Origin of the sequence: Brevibacillus sp. FIR094, assembly GCF_050477165.1 — a bacterium.
In the GTDB taxonomy this organism is placed as follows: domain Bacteria; phylum Bacillota; class Bacilli; order Brevibacillales; family Brevibacillaceae; genus Brevibacillus.
On record NZ_JBEAES010000008.1, the window covers coordinates 115,076 to 138,169 of the forward strand.

The 23,094-nt window shown below is 45.9% G+C and carries 21 protein-coding genes and 2 pseudogenes; 4 read left to right on the forward strand and 19 right to left on the reverse strand.

What is annotated here, in order from left to right:
* Positions 1-53: 53 nt before the first annotated feature.
* On the forward strand, positions 54-1,700 hold the full coding sequence (locus ACQ5DJ_RS08800; protein WP_429842111.1) for a helix-turn-helix domain-containing protein: 1,647 nt from the start codon (positions 54-56) through the stop codon (positions 1,698-1,700).
* A gap of 53 nt (positions 1,701-1,753) precedes the next feature.
* Here the strand turns inward: ACQ5DJ_RS08800 and ACQ5DJ_RS08805 are convergent, their stop codons facing one another.
* From ACQ5DJ_RS08805 to ACQ5DJ_RS08835, 7 genes are read right to left on the reverse strand one after another with little or no spacing between them, the layout of a single operon-like run.
* On the reverse strand, positions 1,754-2,539 hold the full coding sequence (locus ACQ5DJ_RS08805; protein ID WP_429842112.1) for a DeoR/GlpR family DNA-binding transcription regulator: 786 nt from the start codon (positions 2,537-2,539) through the stop codon (positions 1,754-1,756).
* Positions 2,540-2,564: 25 nt separating this feature from the next.
* The gene (locus ACQ5DJ_RS08810) at positions 2,565-3,728 is read right to left on the reverse strand and encodes a saccharopine dehydrogenase family protein (protein ID WP_429842113.1); all 1,164 of its coding nucleotides are present in this window, start codon (positions 3,726-3,728) and stop codon (positions 2,565-2,567) included.
* A gap of 19 nt (positions 3,729-3,747) precedes the next feature.
* Complete coding sequence (gene phnW / locus ACQ5DJ_RS08815; protein WP_429842114.1) at positions 3,748-4,866, reverse strand: 2-aminoethylphosphonate--pyruvate transaminase; 1,119 nt, start codon at positions 4,864-4,866, stop codon at positions 3,748-3,750.
* Positions 4,863-5,657 carry a phosphonoacetaldehyde hydrolase gene (phnX, locus tag ACQ5DJ_RS08820; RefSeq protein ID WP_429842115.1) on the reverse strand — a complete coding sequence of 265 codons (795 nt, stop codon included), beginning with the start codon at positions 5,655-5,657 and terminating at the stop codon, positions 4,863-4,865. Before phnX ends, phnW begins: the two co-directional genes overlap by 4 nt.
* A gap of 3 nt (positions 5,658-5,660) precedes the next feature.
* Positions 5,661-7,370, reverse strand: coding sequence for a putative 2-aminoethylphosphonate ABC transporter permease subunit (locus ACQ5DJ_RS08825; RefSeq protein ID WP_429842116.1), 1,710 nt, complete (start codon positions 7,368-7,370; stop codon positions 5,661-5,663).
* Between the two features lie 5 nt (positions 7,371-7,375).
* On the reverse strand, positions 7,376-8,425 hold the full coding sequence (locus tag ACQ5DJ_RS08830; protein WP_429842117.1) for a putative 2-aminoethylphosphonate ABC transporter ATP-binding protein: 1,050 nt from the start codon (positions 8,423-8,425) through the stop codon (positions 7,376-7,378).
* Between the two features lie 17 nt (positions 8,426-8,442).
* Positions 8,443-9,519, reverse strand: a complete 1,077-nt coding sequence (locus tag ACQ5DJ_RS08835) for a putative 2-aminoethylphosphonate ABC transporter substrate-binding protein (RefSeq protein ID WP_429842118.1) — start codon at positions 9,517-9,519, stop codon at positions 8,443-8,445.
* A gap of 231 nt (positions 9,520-9,750) precedes the next feature.
* On the opposite strand from ACQ5DJ_RS08835, the gene ACQ5DJ_RS08840 reads away from it, so the two are divergent.
* A complete protein-coding gene (locus tag ACQ5DJ_RS08840) occupies positions 9,751-10,221 on the forward strand; it encodes a pentapeptide repeat-containing protein (protein ID WP_429842119.1) in 471 nt (156 codons plus the stop codon).
* An 88-nt stretch (positions 10,222-10,309) separates the two neighbouring features.
* On the opposite strand, the gene ACQ5DJ_RS08845 is transcribed toward ACQ5DJ_RS08840, so the two are convergent.
* From ACQ5DJ_RS08845 to ileS, 7 genes are all read right to left on the reverse strand, one after another.
* A complete protein-coding gene (locus ACQ5DJ_RS08845; protein ID WP_429842120.1) occupies positions 10,310-11,002 on the reverse strand; it encodes an aspartate/glutamate racemase family protein in 693 nt (230 codons plus the stop codon).
* Between the two features lie 6 nt (positions 11,003-11,008).
* Positions 11,009-11,902, reverse strand: a complete 894-nt coding sequence (locus ACQ5DJ_RS08850; RefSeq protein ID WP_429842121.1) for a sugar nucleotide-binding protein — start codon at positions 11,900-11,902, stop codon at positions 11,009-11,011.
* Positions 11,903-12,031: 129 nt separating this feature from the next.
* A complete protein-coding gene (locus ACQ5DJ_RS08855) occupies positions 12,032-12,892 on the reverse strand; it encodes an MBL fold metallo-hydrolase (protein WP_429842122.1) in 861 nt (286 codons plus the stop codon).
* A gap of 172 nt (positions 12,893-13,064) precedes the next feature.
* Positions 13,065-13,739 carry a ribose-5-phosphate isomerase RpiA gene (gene rpiA, locus ACQ5DJ_RS08860; RefSeq protein ID WP_429842205.1) on the reverse strand — a complete coding sequence of 225 codons (675 nt, stop codon included), beginning with the start codon at positions 13,737-13,739 and terminating at the stop codon, positions 13,065-13,067.
* Between the two features lie 97 nt (positions 13,740-13,836).
* Positions 13,837-14,454 (reverse strand): NAD(P)H:quinone oxidoreductase, encoded by a 618-nt coding sequence (gene wrbA, locus ACQ5DJ_RS08865; RefSeq protein ID WP_429842123.1) that lies wholly within the window; start codon positions 14,452-14,454, stop codon positions 13,837-13,839.
* A 142-nt stretch (positions 14,455-14,596) separates the two neighbouring features.
* Positions 14,597-15,529: a ring-cleaving dioxygenase gene (locus tag ACQ5DJ_RS08870; protein WP_429842124.1), complete on the reverse strand. Its 933-nt coding sequence runs from the start codon at positions 15,527-15,529 to the stop codon at positions 14,597-14,599.
* A 68-nt stretch (positions 15,530-15,597) separates the two neighbouring features.
* Entirely contained in the window at positions 15,598-18,678 is a 3,081-nt protein-coding gene (ileS, locus tag ACQ5DJ_RS08875) for an isoleucine--tRNA ligase (protein WP_429842125.1), read from the reverse strand.
* 108 nt (positions 18,679-18,786) lie between these two features.
* Here ileS and ACQ5DJ_RS08880 point away from each other — a divergent pair.
* A pseudogene (locus ACQ5DJ_RS08880) lies at positions 18,787-18,957 on the forward strand (helix-turn-helix domain-containing protein); the annotation flags it as partial.
* A gap of 32 nt (positions 18,958-18,989) precedes the next feature.
* Positions 18,990-19,223, forward strand: a complete 234-nt coding sequence (locus tag ACQ5DJ_RS08885) for a hypothetical protein (RefSeq protein ID WP_429842126.1) — start codon at positions 18,990-18,992, stop codon at positions 19,221-19,223.
* 140 nt (positions 19,224-19,363) lie between these two features.
* On the opposite strand, the gene ACQ5DJ_RS08890 is transcribed toward ACQ5DJ_RS08885, so the two are convergent.
* The 5 genes and pseudogenes from ACQ5DJ_RS08890 to ACQ5DJ_RS08910 all read right to left on the reverse strand — a co-directional run.
* Positions 19,364-19,876, reverse strand: a complete 513-nt coding sequence (locus tag ACQ5DJ_RS08890) for a GNAT family N-acetyltransferase (RefSeq protein WP_429842127.1) — start codon at positions 19,874-19,876, stop codon at positions 19,364-19,366.
* 25 nt (positions 19,877-19,901) lie between these two features.
* Positions 19,902-21,020: a low temperature requirement protein A gene (locus ACQ5DJ_RS08895; protein WP_429842128.1), complete on the reverse strand. Its 1,119-nt coding sequence runs from the start codon at positions 21,018-21,020 to the stop codon at positions 19,902-19,904.
* A 22-nt stretch (positions 21,021-21,042) separates the two neighbouring features.
* A complete protein-coding gene (locus tag ACQ5DJ_RS08900) occupies positions 21,043-21,663 on the reverse strand; it encodes an alpha/beta hydrolase (RefSeq protein ID WP_429842129.1) in 621 nt (206 codons plus the stop codon).
* Complete coding sequence (locus ACQ5DJ_RS08905; protein ID WP_429842130.1) at positions 21,660-22,610, reverse strand: ring-cleaving dioxygenase; 951 nt, start codon at positions 22,608-22,610, stop codon at positions 21,660-21,662. Before ACQ5DJ_RS08905 ends, ACQ5DJ_RS08900 begins: the two co-directional genes overlap by 4 nt.
* 206 nt (positions 22,611-22,816) lie before the next feature.
* Positions 22,817-23,032 (reverse strand): annotated as a pseudogene (locus tag ACQ5DJ_RS08910) (LysR family transcriptional regulator); the annotation flags it as partial.
* Between the last annotated feature and the right edge of the window lie 62 nt (positions 23,033-23,094).

Consider the following 23,094-nt stretch of genomic DNA (forward strand, 5'->3'; position numbering starts at 1 on the left):
CGATTGATAGAACGAATGATAATGATTCTCATAAAAAAAGGAGGGCATAACCGATGCTTCACTCTAAACCACCTCATCCCCCGCTCGGTTCCCTTCATTTTCAGTTGTGCAAAGTAGAGCGGACGGCTAATCCTTCACCCACTCACTTCCATACCCTGTTCTTCTTCACAAAAGGGTACGGCAGCCTCCGTATTCACGACCAAACGATTTCACTTTTGGCAGGAAAGTGTTTTTTACTTTCACCATCTACTCCTTTTGCGATCGAATCCTTATACGAAAGCGCGATTGAGTGTTACCAAATCTCGTTTACCGTCATCCAGTTCGATGCAGACAATCAGCCCCTACCATACCCATACGCACTGCTTGACGGCCGTATCGAGCTGTCCACTCATCCCTCTGCCCGGCTCTTGCGCTTATGTGGCGCTTTGCTCTTGGGCAGTTTACCTTCTTCTGAAATGGACAGCTTTTGGCAGCAATTGCGGTTCCAGAAGCTGCTCGGATTTTTGCTGGAGCAAAATCTGTCTCCTGACCCTATCCCTAGCAAGAGCCAAGAGGTCGAGAACAGCATTCGTTATATCCAACAAAATTATCAAGAGAACATGACGGTCAAGCAGTTGGCACAAATAGCCAATATGCCCTCTTGGCAGTACACGCCGCTCTTTCGTCAGTTGACGGGTAAAAAGCCTTTGGAATATGTGACAGCACTGCGTATTCATCATGCGAAAAAGCTCCTGAGAAGCTCGAACGATTCATTGCGCGACATCTCCTCGCAGGTCGGCTTCACGGATGAGTATTATTTTAATCGTCGCTTTCGAAAGACGACCGGTTACACGCCAAGGCAATATTCCAGGCTGACTCACCGTATGGAGCTCGTACAGGACTGGACAGGGCATGAGGTAGAGATCCCCCTTCAGCCACAACGCATCATTTATATTGGGGAGACGTTTAATGATTTGCTCGCGCTCCATGTTGAAAATATCGTCGGGGGGAATTTTACCTGGATGGAACGAACGATCTATCGAGACAAGGTAAGACACATGAAGGATATCGCCTTTCCCGTTGACTATGATCATTTGACGACATTGAAGCCAGACCTGATCATTTTCGCGAACGCAGAAGAAGACAAATACAAGCAGATGAGCCGGATTGCCCCAACGCTCACGTTTAATTCATTTGCTTCGCTGGAGGAACGATTGCATACACTCGGAGATTGGCTGGGGAAAAAGAACGAGGCGCAGGAATGGCTCAGGAAAAACCACTCGAATGCTGCCACCATGTGGAATCAGCTCCGCTCCGAGCTTGTTCCTGGTGAGACGGCATCCGTCTTTATCCATGAGCATGGCGGGCGTCTGTTCGTAACGGGCACTTCAGGACTTTCCTCCGCCCTTTACCATACAAATGGTTTTTCTCCTGTGGATAAAATGCAAGAAGTACTGCAAGCTGGCTACGGCTTTATCGAAATTAGAGAGAAGGACATCCCCCTGTACGCAGGTGATCGGATCTTTATGTTGCTGTCCGAGGACCCCGAATCGCGTCAGGCTACTGCTGGATTGATGCAAAGTGATAGATGGCACAGTCTGCCTGCCGTTCAGAACGGCTATGTCTATTTTGTAGAGGCGCAAAAATGGAATTGGAGCGCTGCTCTTATCAGGGAGAGATTGCTGCATATGCTGCCACTTTTGCTGCGCCATTCTTCCTGAAGCAAACAGGCCAGCTTCCCTGTCGTGGGGAATCGCTGGCCTGCTTACTACTACTACTCTGCTACCATCCATGCTACGTTTTTTGCTTGGAGTCCTTTATTCCATTCTGCTGGTGCTGCCATATCGCTGATCACGATGTCGACCTCTCCCAAGTCTGCGATCTTGCACAATGTGCTGACACCGATCTTGGAGTGGTCCGCTAGCACTATGCTTTCATTGGCATTTTCGATGAAACAACGGGCGAGTTCCGTTCGATCTGGCTCATAGCAGGTCAAGCCTTTATGGAGCAGGATGCCGTCAGCCGCGATAAACGCCTTGTCCACATAAAATTGTTTCATCATCTTCTCTGCATAGGTCCCGCTTACCCGATGATGCTTGGCGCTCACCTTTCCACCTAGGAAGTAGATGTCTGCCGTAAGCATTCCATTGTTTTGGTACTCGATTAATCGATTCAGCGCCGTGATCGAGCTAGTGAGGATCGTCAAATCTTTTTTCGTCACGAGAAAGCTGATCATTTTCAAAGGCGTTGTCCCTTCATCGATGACAATAGTATCGCTGTCTTGCACCAAGTCCGCTGCCAGCCGCCCAATCCGTTTCTTTTCTTCCGCGCGCAAGACTTCACGGGCAAAATGAGAGGGCTCGGAGCGCTCCACTGTCAGCTTTACTGCTCCGCCATAGACGCGCTTCAGCTTTTTCTCCGCTTCCAGCTCTTCCAAATACCTGCGGATCGACTCAGACGATACTTGCAGCTTTTCGACCAGCTCATTGGTCCGCACCTTGCCATTGGAATTGATCAACTGCAAAATGATTTGCTTACGCTCTTCCCCGAACAACGACACGCCGAATGTCCCCCTATCTCGTGCTTTACGTCAGTTCGATCTTCTCACCATGGATGTAAATCTGACGTTTTGCCAGCTCGTGAAAAATCACAGCCGGATCAAATGCTTCTTCTGGTGTAATGACACCAATAGCTTTTACGTTTCCTTTTGCGATCTGCTCAGTCGCAATCGCCAACGGAATTCCTACGTTGCGGGTATAGGCGCGCAGCCCTGCCCAGTCAGCTACAGAACCGTCAGATGCCGGATGAGTATGGTACAGGATGTGTCCTACTTTGCGGCCGTCCTTGGTACCAGTTACCTCGACATGAAGAGAATACCCGTATAATTCCGTCTCTTTACCCTCTCTAGAATTGTAGAGGTATTGGGAGATACAATCAAGGATTCCCACCTTTGTTTCCCCTACCGTGATGGGATCGTTCCGTAAAAAGCCATAATCATAGAGGGCTTTGACCAGCTCCATGTTTTGCTTCGGCCATGTACCCCGCACCTCGATCAGCTTTACTCCTTTTGGAGACAAAGCCTGCGCGAGCGTCTTCGTTTCTGCATGAGGAATGATGTACTGAATGGTTTTTCCATACGGCTCAGGAAGCTTTATCTCGCGTGGACGAGCAAATGGCGGGACTTGAATGAATGCGCCATTTTCATAGACGACACGCCCTGGCAAATCTGGATCATACTCATAGGTCGTCGTCTCTGTGATCGATTTAGAAAAGGCAATCGGGCGAAAGGAACCGTGGCTGACACGCACTTCGTCGACTTCATCGAGCTGGTTCGCTATATGCATCGCCATCATTTGGGTCAGTCCAGGTGTCATGCCAAAGCCTGGCAGGCAGGTCTTCCCATGGTCACGGAAGATCGCATCCGATGCGTTTTCTTCCCCAAAGCCGTTCAAATTGATGCCATGGCAGCCAGCCTCCGCAATCGCAGCAGTAGACAGGCCGTTCAGTGTGATCGTGGTTCCGTCCATGACGATATCGTAACCGCGCATTTTTTGGACCGTATCCGCATGATCGCGTACATTTACCGGAACAAAATCTACGCGAGGATCGTTCAGCCACTCGACTACCTTGCGACCTTCTTCTTCATTGAAATCGCCGATCGTGATCTGCTCAAAATCCGAATGCAACACGAGATCGAGCACAGCTTCCCGACAAATATTTCCCGCTCCACCCAAGCAAAACACTCTCATCACGATAGCCTCCTTGTATTTACTCCAGCCAGAAACGATTGTTTTCCATTGCAGCGATTAATCTCTCCATATCCTCGGGGTAAACCTCTCCGATATTGCCAATCCGAAACGTGTCCGCTTGCGAGATTTTGCCCGGATAAATGATGAAGCCTGCCTGCTTCAACCGTTCATACAGCTCCGCGAAGGTGAATGCCTCGCTTTCGGGATAATAAAAGGAAGTGATGAAGGGCGATTGCGATTCTTTTGGCAACAGAACGCGGAAACCGACACGCTCCATGCCTTCTGCGAGTAACTGCTGATTTCGCTGGTAACGCTCGTACCGTTTGTCAACTCCCCCCTCTGCCTCAAGCTCTATCAGTGCTTGATAAAAAGCTCGCACAACATGAGTCGGAGAAGTATAGCGCCACTTTCCGTTTTGCTCCTCCATCGTCTTCCACTGGCTGTACAAATCGAGGGACAGCGTACGGGCAATCCCTTTGCATTTGATGAGCGCCGACGTTTTGGCAACGACAAAGCCGAAGCCAGGTACACCTTGGATACATTTGTTTGCGCTTGAGATCAGGAAGTCGATCGAGAGTTCTGCTGCATCCAGCGGAATGCCTCCGAAGCTGCTCATCGCGTCTACGATATAAACTTTTCCGTACTTCTTGGCGACTTCACCAATTTCTTTGATGGGATTAAGCATGCCGGTAGTCGTTTCCGAATGCACCACAGCCACATGCGTAATCGTTGTATCTGCCGCGAGTTTTTGCTCCAAAGCCACTGCATCGGCTTTTGTCACTTCGCCAAAGTCAATTACCTCCGTCGCGATTCCATGGACTTGTGCCATTTCCACGAGCCGATCCCCGTATGCGCCATTCGTCAGGACGAGCAGCTTACCGTCTGCGGGAATCGCACTGCTCACCACCGCTTCCACACAAAAGGTCCCGCTGCCTTGTATCAAGACGCTCGTATAATCCTCTACCTGGGAGGTTGCCAATCGGATGAGCTTTTGGCGGATTGCCTGTACCAGTTCATTGTAATCACGGTCCCACGTGCACCAGTCCCGCAGCATTGCCTCGCGTACGGTTGAGGAAGTGGTCAATGGTCCAGGGGTGAGCAACAAGTACGAATTGTCGGTTAGTCGTGTCTGATTCATGGTCTCTCTCCTCCTGCATGACGCATCTCGATGTTTTTAAGCACCTCATCCAAGCATCCGATCTCCGCGACCACGTAGTGCGCACCCGCCGCCATCAGTCGTTCTGTTGCGACAGCCAGTCTTTTATCCAGCTCTTCCTGTGGCATGCTTGTCACTTCCTCCAAGGACAGGCCGAGTTCGCTTCCACCCTTCAGGACGCCAACGGTCCACATCCCGGCATTTCTTCCTTCTTTCATATCGCTCGTCGTATCACCGACCTTGACTATCTCGTTCATTGGAAATACATCCAGCAGGATCGCATTTTGATAGCACATCCATGGATATGGACGTCCAGCAGGCACTTCGCTTGGGGTGACCAGTGCGTCCGGTTCGTAGCCCTGTTGCTTAGCCGATGCTGCTACAACATTTATCATTTCCCTCGTGTAGCCAGTGGTCGAGCCGATTTTGATTCCTTGCTCGCGCAGTCGTCCTACCAATTCAATTGCTCCCGGAACAGGAGTGGCGTACTCGTGCAGCGTCTCCATCAGCATCGGTTCGAAGTCAGCGTACAATTCGTCCACATCCGCTTCATTTGGAAGTCGACCGTAACGCTCTTGCCATAGCGCTGCTACCCGCTCCATTTTGCAAAGTGCCTGGATATGATCACGCTTGAGCATCCCCATCGGTTCGCGCGCTTCTGCTGTTGTCAGCTCAATCCCCCGTTTTTTGAACACCTGTAAAAAGACAGCCAAAGGAGCGAAACATCCGTAATCTACCATCGTTCCTGCCCAATCAAATACAACTGCTTTCATGCTTTATGCCACCTGACCTTTCTCTTGGTAGGACCCTGTAGTCCGCTTGCGAAGTTTGGATGCGATCCATTCTGCGCAAGCACGTGCGATGATGTTGAGGATGACGATCAATACCGACATCGCTGCTGCCGGAGCCACATCCCCGGCGTCATCCATGTTGACGATGGAGACAGATGCCAACTTGAAATCCGCTGCGTACAGAAAAACAACTGCCGAGATCGTCACCATCGAGTTGATGAAAAAGTACACCGCCATCTCGACAATCGCCGGCATACAGACGGGAATCGTGACGCGCCACAATAGCTTTCTCTGCGAGATCCCCATGGACTCTGCCGCTTGCTCGAACTCGGGATCGAGCTTTTTCAACGCGCTCGTTGCCGTAATGAAGCCGACAGCGAAAAAATGAATGACGTTCGCCAAAATCAAAATCCAAATCGTCCCGTACAAGCCGTGAAATGGATTCGACGGATTGTTGAAGAAGAAAATGTACGCTAGTCCAATGACCATCCCCGGTAATGCTAGCGGGAGAATCGACAGGAAGTATCCAGCTTGGCGAAGCCCCTTCCACACTTGGGATTTTTCAATCGTGTAGGCAGTAATAAACGTGACCGTCGTCCCGATGGCTGCCGTCAGCAAGGCGACGAGAATGCTGTTCCACAGTGGCTCGATCCCTTCTCCGGCTACGTTGGAAAAGTCGTAATGATCCAAGCCGAGCGTCAAATTGTACGGCCATACTTTGATGAAAGAAGCCAGCACCACCGCAGCCATGAGGAGCAGCAAAAATCCGCTGACGCCTACACAAAGGATGGAATAAAACAAGTCGCGCAAACGATTCTCCTTGATTCGATACGGTTTGGACTTGGCTGTTACAGCCGCGTGCTGCTTCCGCTCAACAATCCGGTCCACGACAAACGCCACGAGAGCGGGAATGATCAAAAGCAGCCCAACCGTTGCTCCCATCGTCATATTTTGCTGACCGATGACCTGCTTGTAAACGTCTGTCGCCAGTACGGAAAACTGTCCGCCGACAACCTTTGGTGCTCCGAAGTCAGTAAACGAGAGAGTAAAACAGACAAAGCAGGCGCTGACGATACCGTATTTCACGCTGGGAATCGTCACTACAAAAAACTTGCGCCAATGGTTCGCCCCGAGCGTATCTGCCGCTTCGTACAGCTGATAGTCGGCAAAAGCAAGGGAAACAGCGAGAATCAAATACGCTTGCGGGAAAACGTAGACGATCTCCGCCAAAATAATCCCCACTGGGCCGTACAGATCGATGTCCCATTGAAACGGGAGCAACCCGAAGATTCCCGTCGTCACTAGCCCTTGATTCCCAAAGAGGTAGGTCAGGGCTATTCCGTGCATCATCGTGGGCGCAAACAGCGGCAACAGCGCGATTGCCCGAAAGACTCGTTTTCCGCGAATCCCGCTACGCGTCAAGGCATACGCGAACAGAAAAGCGAGTGTGACTGCGATCAGCGTCGTCATCGCAGAAATATACAAGGTGTTATTCAGCGACCCAGCCAGTGCCGGGGTGGAAAAGTACGTAACGAAATTGTCAAGGCCGATGAACTGACCGTTCTTATTATAGAATGCTTTGGAAAACAGCTGGCCAAGTGGCAACAGAACACTCGCTGACAATCCAAGTACGACGAGAGCGATGAGCCACTTTTGTATGGCTTTTCCATCGAAGATCGATGTCATTTCCTTCATGCTGCTCACCCCTGTTCCTCTATGGCTGGCGCATGCTCAAAGGTTAGCAAATTCTCCAGCGGAAACTCCAGCCACACCTTTTTGCCTCGGGTAATTCCAAGTCTTTGTGCCTCGGCCGCTATCAGATCGATTGTCAAAAGCTCTTTTTTTATCTGACCTTCCTCTTGCCACTCCAGAAAGATTCGGTAAAAAGCACCGCGAAACTCTATCTCGGAAATAGCCGCAGGTATGGCACATTCGGATTCTTGCTGCAATAGCCGCACATGCTCCGGTCTGATAGCAAGTAAGCGATTCTGATCAGATTGCGCATTCTCAAAGCGACTGTACTCAAAAAAGTTGATCGCTCCGATAAAATCAGCAACAAACGGAGTGGCTGGTTTGTTATAGATCTCCTCTGGTGTACCTACCTGAACGACCTCGCCGTGATCCATGACGACGATCTTGTCAGCCATAGTCAAAGCCTCATCCTGGTCATGCGTGACCATCACTGTTGTCATGCCGTACTGCTCATGCAAACGCCGAATCTCCCGGCGCAGCTTTTGTCTTACCTTTGCATCTAGTGCGGATAATGGTTCATCTAAAAGCAAGATATCCGGCGATAGTGCAATCGCTCGCGCCAAGGCAATTCGCTGCTGTTGACCGCCTGAGAGCTGGCTGGGATATTTGGCGGCGGCATGAGACAAATCAACCATGTCTAGCGCCTCTTCTACTTTGGCTGCGATCTCTTTTTTCCCCAGCTTCTTTTCTTGCAGACCAAAGGCAATGTTTTCGGCAGCCGTCAAATTGGGAAACAAGGCGTACGACTGGAACATCATCGCAATGTTTCGTTTCGCTGGTGGCAGGGAAGTAATCTCCCTGCCTCCCAGGATCATCTTGCCTGTTGTCGGCTGCTCCAATCCAGCCAGCATTCTCAGTAATGTCGTTTTACCGCAGCCACTGGGACCGAGCAGACAAACAAATTCATTCCTGTCAATTTCGATGGAAATGTGCTCCAATGCGGCAAACAAACCAAAGCGTTTACTGACCCCTTGAATGGATAGATAGGATTGTGTCATGCTGTTCTCCTCGCTGCTTACTTAGGTTCGCTCTTGGTCGCGTATCGTTTTTCCCACTCACCCAAGATGTTGTCACGATTTTGTGCGGCTTGATTCAGGTCGAGCTTGATTAATTGCTTGATTGGATCTACTGCGTAGCCTTCCGGGAGTGTCGCACCTTCTTGCTTGACACTGACGATGGCGAAGTTCTTGTTATAAGCTTTCATGACTTCATCGGAGATGGCCCAGTCCAAGAACAGCTTGGCTTCTGGCTTGATCTCACTCTTTTTCATCAAGGCATTCGCCTCTACATCCCAACCCGAGCCTTCTGTTGGAAAGACGACTTCAACGGGTGCGCCTTTTTTCTTCTCGGTAATCGAACGATAGCCGAAGGAAATGCCGATTGGATATTCGCCCGATGCGGCCATTTTCGCTGGCTTCGAGCCGGAATGCGTGTAGATCGCCATATTTTCATGCAGCTTGTCGAGGTATGCCCAGCCTTCTTGCTGCCCTTTCAGTTGCATGATTCCGTTAATCGTGAGCAGCCCAGTTCCTGACGACGCCGGATTTGGCATCACGATCAATCCTTTGTACTCCGGCTTGATCAGGTCTTCGTATGACCGCGGGATAGGCAAATTGCGTTTTTCCAGCTCCTTGGTGTTGATCGCGATCGCTGTCTCCCACGCATCGATTCCTACCCAGCTTGCAGGTTCCTTGGAATCCTTAAACTCCGGGGATACTTTCTCGATTCCTTTCGGCGAATACCCTTCGAGCATGCCTTGCTGTTCGAGTACAAGCAGGCTTGTGGCTGCTGTTCCCCATACGACGTCTGCTTGTGGATTGTCTTTTTCCGCCAGCAGCTTTGCTGTGATGATCCCTGTAGAATCGCGGACAATATTGACTTTTACATCTGGATATTTCGCTTTGAAGGATTCCAAATACGTTTTGATCTGGTCATCCTCCAGCGCCGTATAAACAGTAATCTCTCCTGAGGCGGTTGTACTTTCCTTCGTGGAAGCTTGTGTGTTTGGTTGTGTTTGAGGTGATTGTCCACATCCTGCTAAAAACGCGATTGATAGAACGGAAGCAAGTAAAGGATAATGCCATTTCTTCATGAGAACCTCTCCTCTTTGCGGAATGTTCATTGCTTGATTCCTACGACTCCAATCTTACGGGGAAAATATTAAGCGGATGTGAACGCAACGTTAATAGATTGTTTTTATGTGTGTTTAGTTGTTTTTGGTTGTATTTTAGCACAAATAAAAAACAACTGGGTAATAAAGGGGAAACAAGGAGTATGTCGAAGTTACACATGCCTCAATTAATAATGCGAAGGGGATATGAGAATGAACTTGAAGGCGGAACCGTTGGATTTGCAAATGGCGGATATATCAGGTTCTAAATGGCAGGAGGTCAGAGCTGAGGAACTTGATATTGATAATGTCAGCTTGGCAAAGACTAAAATCAACAACGTAAATATGAGTCAAATGACTTTGACTGATGTGAATATGAGTGGAAGCATAATCTCCAATGCAAACTTGTCAGGCTTAGGCATTCAGCATGCTAATCTTAGCCACGCTGTTATTAACCAGGCACATTTGTTTGGAACAGAGTTTCATAATGTGGTTCTTCCGAATGAGGGAGATGGGAATTATCATCCCGATGAGCGCTATAAACCCGTAAGTTTTCATAGCTGTAACCTTTCTCATGGGCAATTCAGAAATTGTGTTTTATCCCATGTGGAGATAACGGATTGCGACATTACTGGATTGAAAATAAACGGTATCTTGCTCTCGGATTTAATCAAGGGCAAGTAAAAGGCAAGCACTTTTGCACAAAAAAAGACTCAGACATCCATTCTAGTAGCAAATAGGATGCGCTAAGTCTTTTGTTTTTTGCTATCTTCTACCGCAAAGCAGCCTCTACAGCCGCCTTTGCATGAATCGCTGTCGTATCAAATACCGGAACGGTGCAATCTTCGGCTGTGATCAACAGACCGATTTCCGTGCAACCGAGGATGACTGCCTCAGCACCTTCCTTGACCAGTCGCTCAATGATCGCCTGGTATGTACGTTTGGATTCCTCGCGAATGGTTCCGACGCACAGCTCATGATAAATGATGTCATGGACGAGTTTTCGCTCTTGTTCATCCGGCAGCAATACCTCTAATCCGTGTACGTCACGCAGCCGCCCTGTGTAGAACTCCTGCTCCATCGTGAATCGCGTCGCGAGCAGTGCCACTCGTTTATGCCCGTGGTTCGTGATCACTTGGGCTGTCGCATCTGCGATATGAAGAAACGGCAGGCTGGTCGCTCCCTCGATGGCATACGCCAGCTTATGCATTGTATTTGTACAGAGAACGATCAGGTCGGCTCCTGCCGCTTCCAGACTTTTCGCCGCACTCGCCATCCGCTCGCCTGCTTCTTCCCATCGTCCTTCTCGTTGCATTTCTTCGATTTCCGCAAAATCAACAGAATACATAATGCTTTTCGCCGAATGCAAACCGCCTAGCTTCTCCTTAACGGTTTCATTGATCAAACGGTAGTAGACCAAGGAGGACTCCCAGCTCATGCCGCCAATTAATCCGATTGTTTTCATTGTTTTCTACTCTCCTTTGTCGTTGTCGTTCTCGTTGCCATTTGCGTTTTCCCATCCCGCCTGACGAAAACGGGTCTGTAGCAGTTCATGCGCCTTTTTCGTATTCAATGAAGTATCCATTGGTACTCCTCGTTCTTGCGCATCCGCTTCTGTTAACAAGGTTTCTTTTACACCATCAGCATTCAGCCCTAATGCCAGAGCCATCTTTTTGTAAAAGGAATAATAACTCTCTTTCTTTGCAGGACCGAGATGAAGCGTTCCGAGGTAAGAGCCGTGTAGCAGTTCGTGGATGGCATTCCCCACGTCTTCCACATGGATAACCGTCTTGTACAAATTGCCTGATCGGCTTACTTCTCTGCCAGCTTCCAGGTCTGCACACATCGAAGCGACACGTTTATCCCATTGCCCAGCCGCATTTCGACCATAAATCGGGCCCACTCGCACGATGACATGGTTGGGATGCCGCTCGCGAATGCGTGCTTCTCCTTGTATTTTGGCATTCGAATAAGTAGCTAACGGGTTTCTCTCATCTAATGGCTCAGGCGGATCTTCTTCCCGATAAGAGCCTGTACCTTTTCCGAAAATACCATCTGTGGAGATGAAGATCAATTTGCTCTTTTCTGGCAACAGAGAAAGCAGAGCATCCAAGCCGTTTTCTATTAGCGCTCGTTCATCTGTTGCACTCATCAACGCCCAAATGACAACATGTGGTGAAAACTCTTGTAGTATCGCTGTAAAAGAAGGGATATCGGTTACATCGATTTGGAGCAGATGACCAGCGCCTGGTGCCGAAAAGCATGTACCTGTGAGTTCAATAGCCTCGTCCCGCAAAAGCTCATGATAGATTTGACTCCCCAAGTAGCCGCTTCCTCCGAGCAACAATACTCGGTGTTTCTCCATGGCTGTCTCCCTCCCTTTCCGTTATGATCCAATATACCACTATCTCCCATCTAGAGCGACGCATAAATAGTCCGATCACCTTTATGAAAAAGAGTTGTTTTTTCAATTGTACCAACCCGATGAATAGGATCATTGGTGGGCAGCTCCTACCATGAACCATTCGAGAGCTTCTGAAAATTCATGAGGAAGCTCTGACACCTGGAGGAAGGTACACATCTCACTTACGATCAGTTCTCTGTTTTGCCCGTATTGCTCTGCGAGCAGAGCTAGCTGCTCCCAATCACTGAGTTCCTTTTGAAAAGCTGCTCGATCCAATGGCCGGCCGTGCGATTCCACGAAAAGAGTCGCTTCAGACTGGTACGCTTGCTTCAACACGCGCAGAAAACGGGAAGCTGTATAACTGCGCGGTCCGCCATAGACAGAGGGACCCAAGGCATCTCCCAGGAACAGCGTTTGATCCTCTTTTACGTACACATAACACGAATCTTCCGAATGATCTCCTCCGACACGGTTCACCTGACATGTCACGCCACCAAGGTCGATCGTGATCGACTCATCGAATAGGATATCCGGCTCGACTATTCGGATCAAGTCCCGGTTCATTCCGTACTCTTTTTTAATGTTCGCCATCGTGCTAGCATTGATGATCTTCTCCTTACAGAGCTGTTCCATGACTTCATCCGACCATTCCAGCTCCATCAGCTTGCTCAATGAATGTGCGGTTTTTGCCTGCGCGATGGTAGGTAGATCCCATGCTGACATTCCGAATGTATGATCCCAGTGCCAATGAGTCAGTATGAGCAGATCTGGAAGACGAACGCCTAGCCTTTGCAACTCCTGACGAAACAACGCGGCATGCGCCGGTGAATTTCCAGCATCAATCAAGAGAGTTTTTCTGGCCCCTGTAATGGCTGCTAGGATGGGGCGATCCGTGTCATGACTTGCATGCATAATCAAGATATGCTCGGTAATCTGTTCGATCGTGGACATTTCCTTCTCCCCTTCCCAATTACGCTAATGTAATTTTCTCTCTACAGAATGACACAGCAATATTTTCCATGTTATCACACAACACTTCCCCTTCTCTGTGGTTGTCTAATGTTAACAACTTGAGAATTTCGAGTGCACATGAAAAAATGACAACAACAAGAGGATTTCAACCTCAATTTTTCTTAGACAATACTTTTAGCCCAATTGAGGTTCCCATGATCACAGTGTCGGCCATGGATATAAAAAGACCTGTATCAACAACACCGGGTAAAAGTTTAATTGTTCGATCAAGTATAGCCGGATTTTCAATATATCCAAAAGAACAGTCCAAAATATAGTTACCATTGTCAGAAACGTATGGGCAACCATTCACTCTACGTAATGTTGGGACGCAGTTTAACCCCTCAATCCGTTTGGCTGTAACTTCCCATGCAAAGGGAACGACTTCAATAGGTAGCGGGAATTTTCCGATTTCCTCGACAGCCTTAGATTCATCTGCCACTATAATTAGACGATTAGAAGCAGCTGCGACTAACTTCTCGCGTACGAGTGCTCCCCCTCCCCCTTTAATCAGATCCAATGATGAATTAAACTCATCAGCACCATCAATTGTCAAATCTAATTCTGTTGATTGTGCAAAAGTTTCTAGTGGAATACCTAATTCATTAGCTAAATAACTAGTTTGTTGGGAAGTAGGGATGGCACGAATTTGTAATTCTCCCTTTTTTACTAACTCTCCCAATTTACGTATTGTCCAATATACTGTAGAGCCGGTACCTAGGCCGATTGTCATTCCATCTCTAATATATTCCACTGCTTTCTCGCCTGCTAGTTTTTTTAAATTCATACGAGTCCTCAAGGTCCTTTCTCCTAATTCTTAAAACCATTTAAAGGAAAACCACAGTAAAAACTGTGGTTTTCCAACAATGTATAGAGATAATTTTTTATTGCATTCCTTTTTTAACCCATTCAGCTACCGTAACCACACGCTTGGCTTGATGTTTAACAGCATTTTGATAAGCTTCCTTATCTCCAACAATTTGATTGTTTTGATCGACAGATATGCTTGTTCCATACGGATTCCCTCCGGCAGCGAACAAGGAAGCATCAGTATATCCTGGAGCAACCACGATTGCCCCCCAGTGATACATGGAGGTGTATAAGTTAAGGATAGTCGCTTCTTGACCACCGTGAGCGTTTTGAGCAGAAGTCATTGCACTTACCACTTTATTAACCGTTTTTCCATGGAACCAGATTCCACCTGTTGTATCTAAAAATTGTTTCATTTGGGCGGCAATGTTTCCGAAACGTGTAGGCGTACTGAAAATAATGGCATCAGCTTCAACGATGTCATCCGGTGTAATAACCGGAATATCTTTTGTGGCTTCCACATGCGCTTTCCAAGCCGGATTCCTATCAATCACTGCTTGAGATGCCAATTCTTGAACCTTAAAGATTTTCACTTCCGCGCCGGCTTCCTTTGCCCCTTCCGCAGCCCATTGTGCTAATTGATAGTTAGTTCCGGTGGAGCTGTAATACACAATTGCAAGTTTGACATTCATGTAAAAAATCTCCTTAAATTAAAATAGTTCGTTATACAACACACTCTACGATATCCATCTCGTTCAAGTGGTAAACCTGATTCGACATAAAAACATAGGGTAGTTGTTACCTCTTAAGCTCTTTTTGAAGTCCCAGCGTAAGTTAGTCTAATTCTCTTACTTGAAATGGCAACAACACACGTTCAATCTGTTCTCGATGCGGTTCATATTGTTCAGGTAACATCAGTTTTTCTCCCATGGTCTCATGTGACTCGTCGTGAGCGAAGCCTGGCGGATCTGTTGCGATTTCAAAAAGAATTTCGCCGTGCTCTCTAAAGTAAATCGCATTAAAATAGTTTCGATCTTGTACAGGGGTAACACCATAACCATGTGCTTCAACATAATTTTTCCAAACCAATTGATCTTGGTCGTGTAAAGCCCGCCAAGCAATGTGATGTACTGTTCCAACGCCCATAGCTCCTCTAGCCATAGGTGATAATTTTAGATCAATCACATTTCCGATATCAGCTGTGGAACGAAACCGGATGAAATCACCTTCTGTACCAATCATCTGTAGGCCCATCACTTTTTCCAATAGTTCTCCTGTTTTTTCCGGACGTAAGGATAAAAGTGTAGCTCCGCCAAATCCTTTTATTGCAAACGCGGAAGTGATTTCACCAAAATTCCAGGTGTTAGCTTTCCCTTCTTCTCTTTCAACTATTTCCAAATGCAGGCCATGGGGATCGTCAAATTGTAAATACTGCTCTCCAAACCGTTCCATTTTTACAAAAGGGATTTGAAATTTCTCCAGTCTTTTTTCCCAAAAGTCCATAGCACCTTTCGGCACAACGTAAGAAGTTACCCCCACTTGACCGCCGCCGATTACTCCTTGGCGAGCACCTGGCCATGGGAAAAATGTGATAATGGTTCCCGGTTTTCCACTTTCATTTCCAAAATACAAATGAAATGTTCCTGGATCATCAAAATTAACCGTTTGTTTTACTAAACGCAAACCTAATACTCCTGCATAAAAATCCACATTTTCCTGTGGATGACCTACAATTGCAGTAATATGGTGAATACCCATCGTTTTCATATTCGTACACTCCTTTGTCCAATTGAATTTGCCTATTTGGTATTTAGGGTTATAAGTCCATATTTTTGTTATTCAATCAGTAACCCGAAGTTTTTGTCCCCAATCGAAACTGTCTCCATGCCTATTTTTTTAACAAATTTGACCTCCGACAATATTACGTTTTCCTGCAATACATGATCAAAACGTTCCAACGCTACTTTAATCTGTTCATCGACATCGAGAGTAAGTATCACTCGTTTTTCAATAGGGAAATCCATTTTCTTACGGTAATCTTGAATCACGCGGATGACTTCACGAACCATCCCTTCCTGCTCTAGTTCCTCTGTTATCGTCGTTTCCAAAGCAACATTGATTTGGTAACCCGAAGCAGTAGCGAAGCCCTGCTTACCATGCTTTTCTACGAGCAGTTCATCAAGCGTAATTCGGACGGCTTCGTCTGAAAGAATAACATCCAAGAAACCCCTGTCCACAACTTGTTTGGCTTCGGTGATGGACAGTTGCTTCAAACGTTCTTGAATCGTTCCAACGAGTTTCCCGTATTTTTTACCGGCAACTTTTAAATTAAGTTTAAAGTGGTAGGTAATGAAGCTGCTATCACTTTGCTCTACTCGGATTTCTTTTACGTTTATCTCATCTTTGATGATGTTCGCGAACCTACTCATGTTGAACGGGCGGTCTATGGAGACGATAAGTTCGGACAGAGGCTGGCGTGTCTTGATTCCGCTTTCGTTTCTGATGTTCCGAGCTAGCTCAACGATTTGACGGGCGGTTTCCATTTCGCTTTCGAGAGTTTCATCGATAACTGCCTTATTCACCTGTGGATAATCTGTTAGGTGCACGCTTTCTCCGCCGCCAAGATTTCTATAGATGTCATCTGCAATGAGTGGTGCATACGGCGCAATCATGCGGGCCGCTGTTAATAACACCTTGTGTAGTGTTTGGTAGGCAGAAACCTTGTCCTCAGTAATCCCACTGCTCCAAAAACGGTTACGGGAGCGGCGGATGTACCAATTACTAAATTCGTCTATAAACGCTTCTATGTGCTTTGCCGGATTTAGAAAGTCGTATGTTTCAAGCCCTTTTACTACGTTTTGCAGGGTGGAATTCAGCCTCGAAAGCAGCCAGCGATCTAACTCGTTCTCAAACGCTTTTTGAGGGTAGTCCTCTGGCCTGTATTGATCGATCGTTGCATATAGCGAATAGAAAGCATGCGTGTTATGAATCGTATCGATCACTTTAGACTTCGCTTCGGCTACCATTCTTTTAGAAAAATGCTTGCTGCTCCACGGCGCACTGTCAGAAAGCAGGGCCCACCGGAACGCATCAGTCCCAAATTCTTCTATCACTTCCCAAGGATCGATGCCATTCCCTTTACTTTTAGACATCTTTTGTCCGTTTTCATCAAGAACGTGCCCAGTTGAAATGACCGCTTTGTATGGCGATTTTCCGTTATACATTGTGGATACCGCCAGCAAGCTAAAGAACCAGCCTCTTGTTTGGTCGATACCCTCGGAGATTATGTCAGCAGGATACTGCTCCTGGAACAGTTTCTCATCACCAAAGGGATGATGGTATTGGGCAAATGGCATCGATCCGCTATCAAACCAAACATCGATGACTTCTGGTGTTCTTTTCATGGTTCCACCGCATGAGCAACGCAAATTGACATCATCTACGAAAGGTTTATGCAACTCCAGATCTTCATCCACGACCTCGACTGACTTCTCGCGCAGATTTTTCAGGCTGTCTGGAGCATACTCGGTCCCGCAATCCTGGCAAAGCCAGATGTTCAGAGGAGTTCCCCAGTACCGATTCCGGCTGATATTCCAATCTACGAGATCTTCCAGGAATTTACCGAAACGTCCTTCTCGTAAATGGGAAGGGTACCAATCAATTTTCCTGTTGTTTTCAATAAGCTGTTCTTTTATCGCAGTCGTTTTGATGAACCAGCTTTCAATCGCATAGTAAAGAAGAGGAGATTTACAGCGCCAGCAAAAAGGATAGCTGTGCTCATAACGTTCTTTAGAGAACAGAAGATTACGGAAAGACAAGTCTTTTACGATATCGACGTCACAATCTTTGACGAAGCGTCCGGCGTAGTCGCTGATTTGATCCGTGTATCGTCCGGCCAGATTTACCACGTTAACGAAATCCAATCCGTGCTGAATGCATGTGCGATAATCGTCTTCCCCGTGCGCAGGTGCCGTATGAACGATACCAGTACCACTTATATCGCTGACATAGTCAGCATCTACGACGATATGACCTTTATTTACATGAAAAAAACCAAACGGCGGCTCATAAGCTGTCCCTATGAATTCTGATCCTTTGTGTGTAGACAATACTTCATAGTTCTCTTTCATTACTTTCTCTACAAGATTTTTAGCAACTACGTATACCTCATCGTTCTGTTTTACCCGCACGTATTCGATATCTTTGCTGATCGCTAAAGCCACATTAGACGGGAGGGTCCATGGCGTTGTTGTCCAAGCAAGAAAGATATCCTTCCCAGTCTTGCTTCGGAATTTCACCGTTGCACTCAAATCTTTGACGTTGTCATAGCCTTGCGCCACTTCGTGAGAACTTAGTGTTGTTTGGCAGTCAGGACAATAGGGACTCACGCGGTGTCCTTTATACAATAGACCTTTTTTATGGATGACAGACAAGATGTGCCAGACTGATTCGATATAATCGTTAGTCAGAGTGACGTAGGGGTCCTCCATGTCAGTCCAATAGGCTATGCCTTCTGTAAGTTCTCGCCACTGCTTTTCATATTCGAACACACTGTTTTTGCACTCTTCCACAAATTTAGCGACTCCGTAATTTTCAATCTCCTGTTTTCCCGAAATGCCAAGCTGCTTTTCCACGCCAAGCTCTACTGGAAGACCATGAGTGTCCCATCCGGCTTTTCGGACGACTCTGAATCCTGACATTGTTTTATAGCGGCCGATGAAATCTTTAATCACGCGACCGAGAACATGACCGATATGAGGCAGTCCATTGGCTGTAGGAGGCCCTTCATAAAACACAAAGTTCGGTTTTCCCGCCCGATTATCAATTGATTTTTGAAAAGTATCCTCTTGCTTCCACTGATTCAAGACACGCAGCTCTCGAACTCTGGCTTTTTCCTTCACATCCACTTTTCTCATGTCTTTCATCCTTCCTCCGTATCTATTAAGATTGGGTAAAGCCCAGAAAAAATTGTGCCTCCCCAAAATCTCGATATTGAATGAAGCACCGATCTCGTTGGAGGATTTATGAATAAATCATTATTGCAATTAATGGTTAAAATTGCTGATACAAGGAGTTTCACACAAGCTGGAAAAGAATTGAATATGACTCAACCAGCTGTAAGTAAAGCAGTTAACGGTCTTGAAACCGAACTTGGGGTGACTCTTTTGATTCGAAATCGTCGTCGTGGAGTCAGGAATTCAACACCTTTCCACTACACCAAGAAGAAATGTATGCTGTGCTAAACAAGGAACATCCTTTAACTACAAAAAATATGATTCAAGCAACAGATCTCTTGGATCAGTCTTTGATTTTTTGTAAATCAGGATTTGAAACTCCAGTTATAGATTGGTTTGAAAAATCCCGCGGGAAACCGAAAGTGAGATACGAAAACTTGATCCCCCAGCGTATCGTAATATTCATATGGCCGTTTTATCGTTTGAGGATAGTGGGATTTCTGTAAAATTATTCATTGAAATTTCCCTGCAATTATTTCCGCAATTCTTTGCTAGATTCAAATGACCTCCGTAAAAAAGCCGCGAAACAGCACAGTGCTGCGCGACTTTTTTACATAGTTCTTAGAATCATTTGACCTATATTTTATTACAACAGTACATCAGCATAATCTTCATGGCGGTCAAATTGACTTTTGGCAAAAGGACATAATGGCATAATCTTAATCCCTTTCGTCCGAGCGAATTCGACTAATCTCTTCACTAACGCTTGTCCTACACCTTGACCTTTTAGACTATCGGAAACGATCGTGTGATCTACTATAATAATATGATTTCCATTTTGAACATAATGAATTTCAGCTTCTTTATGATCCTCATCTCCAACATAAAAACCGTTCGTACCTTCTTTAATTTCGAACATTTGTTTTCCCCCATTCAAAAGGTGTGGTTTCCATACATATTCCAACGCACCACTCGGACAATTATTTATTTGAGATGCTATTTTATCAGCCGTTTCTCCATCAACATGAACCCATGGTTTCTTTTTAATATTAAATACTCCAGGTAACCCACTAACACATTTTGCCGAATGAACGCATCGTCCCGGGTGAAATATAACATCGATATCTTTCCCTACATATTGCTTAGAATCATCACTCAATATCTTTCACTCTCCCATATAATCCTCAAGTTGTTACTTTCGCATAGATGATAAAGAACATCATTATTTCTCCAATTACAATATAATTAGGTACGTAAAAAATGTTGTCCAACGCATAGAAACATCCGAGCAGTCCTAATAATACCGCCAAAGAGCGGGCTCGTAGCCTTGTATGTTTCTGTCTGTATCGGTGGAAAACAAATGATGTTGAAATAAAATAAAGCAGAACCGCCCCGAAAATAAAATCCAACATAAGTGGATAATGTAGTTGCTGCTGAAATAGTAATTGGATCGAAGCAGCTATAAAACCCATAGATACATAAATGAATAAATGACCATAAATAATCGTTTGGCCGGCTGTTTGCATCTCCTTACTCACTTTTTTCTCCAGATTATCAAAATACTGCCACCACATTGCAATCACCAATACAAATGTAAATAAGGCGAACAAAATAGATGTCCAGGTCCAGCTACTAGACTGCAAGACCGTTAGGATACTAATAACCGACTCACCTATAAGAATAAGTGTAAATAATCCAAAGCGCTCCAATAAGTGATGGGTATGTGTGGGTGTAATGATCAGGTACCGCCGGCTGAATAATGGCAGCATGATATCTACAGCTATTCCAGCATACAGAATCACATAACGGATCCATGAGTCAAAGAAAAGCGAGAAGGTAGATATGACTATGCCTATCCAAAAGTAAGTCCCCAAATGTTTGGCGGTCATTCTCTGATGTGTTCGATTTGATTTGTGTACCGTAAGATATTGAATGGCTGTCAGTGCTCTCGAACCAATATAGCCTACAAAGAAGGGAATATAGTATCGATCAAAATTGACGGATAGGCTTGCTGTCATAATTAGAACAAAAAACAGTTGAAAGACCATGAAAATCCGATGATTACTAATATCCTGGCCAAAGCGATTATTAAAAAGCGTTTGTCCCACCCAACTCCACCAGATTGGAATGAATATTAAAACAAATTTGATTAAATATTCAACGGAAATGGTCCCATGGCTAGAATGTAACAAGACATGGTTTGCTTTTGACACTGCCGCTACAAAAAGCAAATCATAAAAAAGTTCCAACCAAGTTACTTTTTTCTCGACTCCAACCTCAGTACTTCCTTTATTTGCTCTCATATAAAAGTTAAGGTCGTCTCCTTCATACCGATTGATTTTGAAATTTTTCCCTAAACCAAATTGCAGCTGCTTTCGCTTCGTTATAGATTAATTGGTGACCGTTGTTTTCCCAATGAACTCTTACAACAGCTCCCGAATCACGAAGCAAGCTTTGGAGCTCCTCTGTCTCCTGTGGGGAACAAATCGGATCATTTTTCCCGGCACCGATAAAAATGGTAACATCAGACAAATCCGGCAATTGGATACCGCGCAATGGAATCATCGGATGATGAAGGATCGCTCCTCTGAACACATTTTGATAATGGAAAAGAAGGCTCGCAATGATATTCGCTCCGTTCGAATAGCCAATAGCAACCAAATTATCGCGATCAAACCCGTATTCCTTGGCCGACTGGTTCAAGAATTCATTCACTTCTTTGGTGCGGAATACTAAATCCTCTTCGTCAAACACGCCTTCCGAGATTCGTTTAAAGAAACGTGGCATTCCGTTTTCCAGCACATTTCCCCTTAAGGAGAGAATGGACGATTTTGGGGAAACGAGCGTTGCCAGTGGCAACAAATCTTGCTCCGTCCCACCCGTCCCGTGAAAAAGGACAAGTGTGGGTGCGTGTAAATCGCCGCCCTTTTCAAAGATGTGTCTCATCTCTTGTCCCCTTTAAGCACTCTCACTTGGATTGAGGTCAAGTTAGCTTCAATTTTCTCACGTTCGGATTCGTACCACTCCGGGAGCATCAATTTTTCACCTAAAGATTCGGGAGCTTCATCGCGTGCGAAACCTGGAGGATCAGTTGCAATTTCAAATAAGATACCGCCATCCTCCCGGAAATAAATCGCATTGAAGTACTGCCGATCTATAATATGAGTTGGTTTATAACCTCTCTCAGTTACTTTTTGATGCCATTGCTCATGCTCCTGGAAGTCTTTCGCACGCCAGGCAATGTGATGAACTGTACCAGCTCCTCCATGCCCCCACTTCTGATTATCAAGAGGAATATCGATCAGATTCCCGATATCTCCAGAAGCTTGAAAACGTGAATATCCGGCGTCTTCTCCTACTTTTTTCAGCCCCATTACATTTTCGAGCACATGCATCGTCTTCTCTGCGTTTACGCTGAGCAGAACAGCACCGCCGAATCCTATAATCGCTTTGTTCGCAGGAATTCCGCCAAATGACCAACTGTTGCTTCTTCCTTCTTCGCGCTCAACAAGTTCAAGATGAAGCCCATCGTTATCCCTAAACTGAAGGTAAGTTTCTTGAAACCTGGTTGCTTTAATTGGGGTAATGTCAAAGCTATTAAGTCGCTTTTCCCAGAAGTCAAGTGAGCCGTGCGGCACGACAAACGTAATTATACCTACTTGCCCCCCACCAATTTCTCCCCGCCGAGAGTTACGCCAAGGAAAAAAAGTCATAATGGAGCCAGGACTTCCTGATTTATCACCGAAATAAAGGTGGTAAACCTCTGGAGCGTCAAAGTTGATGGTTTTCTTAACGAGCCTAAGACCGAGTATGCCTGCATAAAAATTGACGTTCTCCTGCGGATTACGTGCAAATGCTGTAATGTGATGGATCCCTGCAGTTTCTAATGTCACATGAGTTCACTCCTTTTATTAGGCTCTATAATGAATTCCGACATGTAATCGATAAAGGCTTTCGTTGTATGAGGCATCACTTTATACTTAGGGTAGATAAGCTTAATCTTGCAAGTAGGTGAAGGATCGGTTAGACGGATCAATTTGATATTTGGATAGTCATAACTTTTAACGAGATGGCAGGATAAAATGGTTACAATCATTCCCATTATGGCGATGCTTTTCTGAAATAGGATTTTCCCTGCCTCAGTTATTTCTATTCCCCTTCCGACTCTATCAAATAACGAAACTCCAAATTCGTGCTCCAGCAAACGAATCTGTTGACTTAATGTAGGTTGAGAAACCATCAATACTTCCGCAGCTTTAGTGAAACTTCCCACTTTGCATATTTGAATAAAATATTCAAGTTGTCGAATTACCACTATTTCACCTCAGGTCATGATGGTATTTAACAGATCATGTGAAATTGAGGTGATTTAGTTTA

What these genes read in the sequence shown, in the direction of transcription:
- ACQ5DJ_RS08845 (WP_429842120.1), bottom strand. Translation starts at nt 11,002, where the DNA reads ATGAAAACAATCGGATTAATTGGCGGCATGAGCTGGGAGTCCTCCTTG.
- ACQ5DJ_RS08810 (WP_429842113.1), bottom strand. Translation starts at nt 3,728, where the DNA reads ATGAGAGTGTTTTGCTTGGGTGGAGCGGGAAATATTTGTCGGGAAGCT.
- ACQ5DJ_RS08800 (WP_429842111.1), top strand. Translation starts at nt 54, where the DNA reads ATGCTTCACTCTAAACCACCTCATCCCCCGCTCGGTTCCCTTCATTTT.
- ACQ5DJ_RS08895 (WP_429842128.1), bottom strand. Translation starts at nt 21,020, where the DNA reads ATGAGAGCAAATAAAGGAAGTACTGAGGTTGGAGTCGAGAAAAAAGTA.
- ACQ5DJ_RS08825 (WP_429842116.1), bottom strand. Translation starts at nt 7,370, where the DNA reads ATGAAGGAAATGACATCGATCTTCGATGGAAAAGCCATACAAAAGTGG.
- phnX (WP_429842115.1), bottom strand. Translation starts at nt 5,657, where the DNA reads ATGAAAGCAGTTGTATTTGATTGGGCAGGAACGATGGTAGATTACGGA.
- rpiA (WP_429842205.1), bottom strand. Translation starts at nt 13,739, where the DNA reads ATGAATTTAAAAAAACTAGCAGGCGAGAAAGCAGTGGAATATATTAGA.
- wrbA (WP_429842123.1), bottom strand. Translation starts at nt 14,454, where the DNA reads ATGAATGTCAAACTTGCAATTGTGTATTACAGCTCCACCGGAACTAAC.
- ACQ5DJ_RS08870 (WP_429842124.1), bottom strand. Translation starts at nt 15,529, where the DNA reads ATGAAAACGATGGGTATTCACCATATTACTGCAATTGTAGGTCATCCA.
- ACQ5DJ_RS08885 (WP_429842126.1), top strand. Translation starts at nt 18,990, where the DNA reads ATGTATGCTGTGCTAAACAAGGAACATCCTTTAACTACAAAAAATATG.
- ACQ5DJ_RS08855 (WP_429842122.1), bottom strand. Translation starts at nt 12,892, where the DNA reads ATGTCCACGATCGAACAGATTACCGAGCATATCTTGATTATGCATGCA.
- phnW (WP_429842114.1), bottom strand. Translation starts at nt 4,866, where the DNA reads ATGAATCAGACACGACTAACCGACAATTCGTACTTGTTGCTCACCCCT.
- ACQ5DJ_RS08900 (WP_429842129.1), bottom strand. Translation starts at nt 21,663, where the DNA reads ATGAGACACATCTTTGAAAAGGGCGGCGATTTACACGCACCCACACTT.
- ACQ5DJ_RS08850 (WP_429842121.1), bottom strand. Translation starts at nt 11,902, where the DNA reads ATGGAGAAACACCGAGTATTGTTGCTCGGAGGAAGCGGCTACTTGGGG.
- ACQ5DJ_RS08835 (WP_429842118.1), bottom strand. Translation starts at nt 9,519, where the DNA reads ATGAAGAAATGGCATTATCCTTTACTTGCTTCCGTTCTATCAATCGCG.
- ACQ5DJ_RS08840 (WP_429842119.1), top strand. Translation starts at nt 9,751, where the DNA reads ATGAACTTGAAGGCGGAACCGTTGGATTTGCAAATGGCGGATATATCA.
- ACQ5DJ_RS08830 (WP_429842117.1), bottom strand. Translation starts at nt 8,425, where the DNA reads ATGACACAATCCTATCTATCCATTCAAGGGGTCAGTAAACGCTTTGGT.
- ileS (WP_429842125.1), bottom strand. Translation starts at nt 18,678, where the DNA reads ATGAGAAAAGTGGATGTGAAGGAAAAAGCCAGAGTTCGAGAGCTGCGT.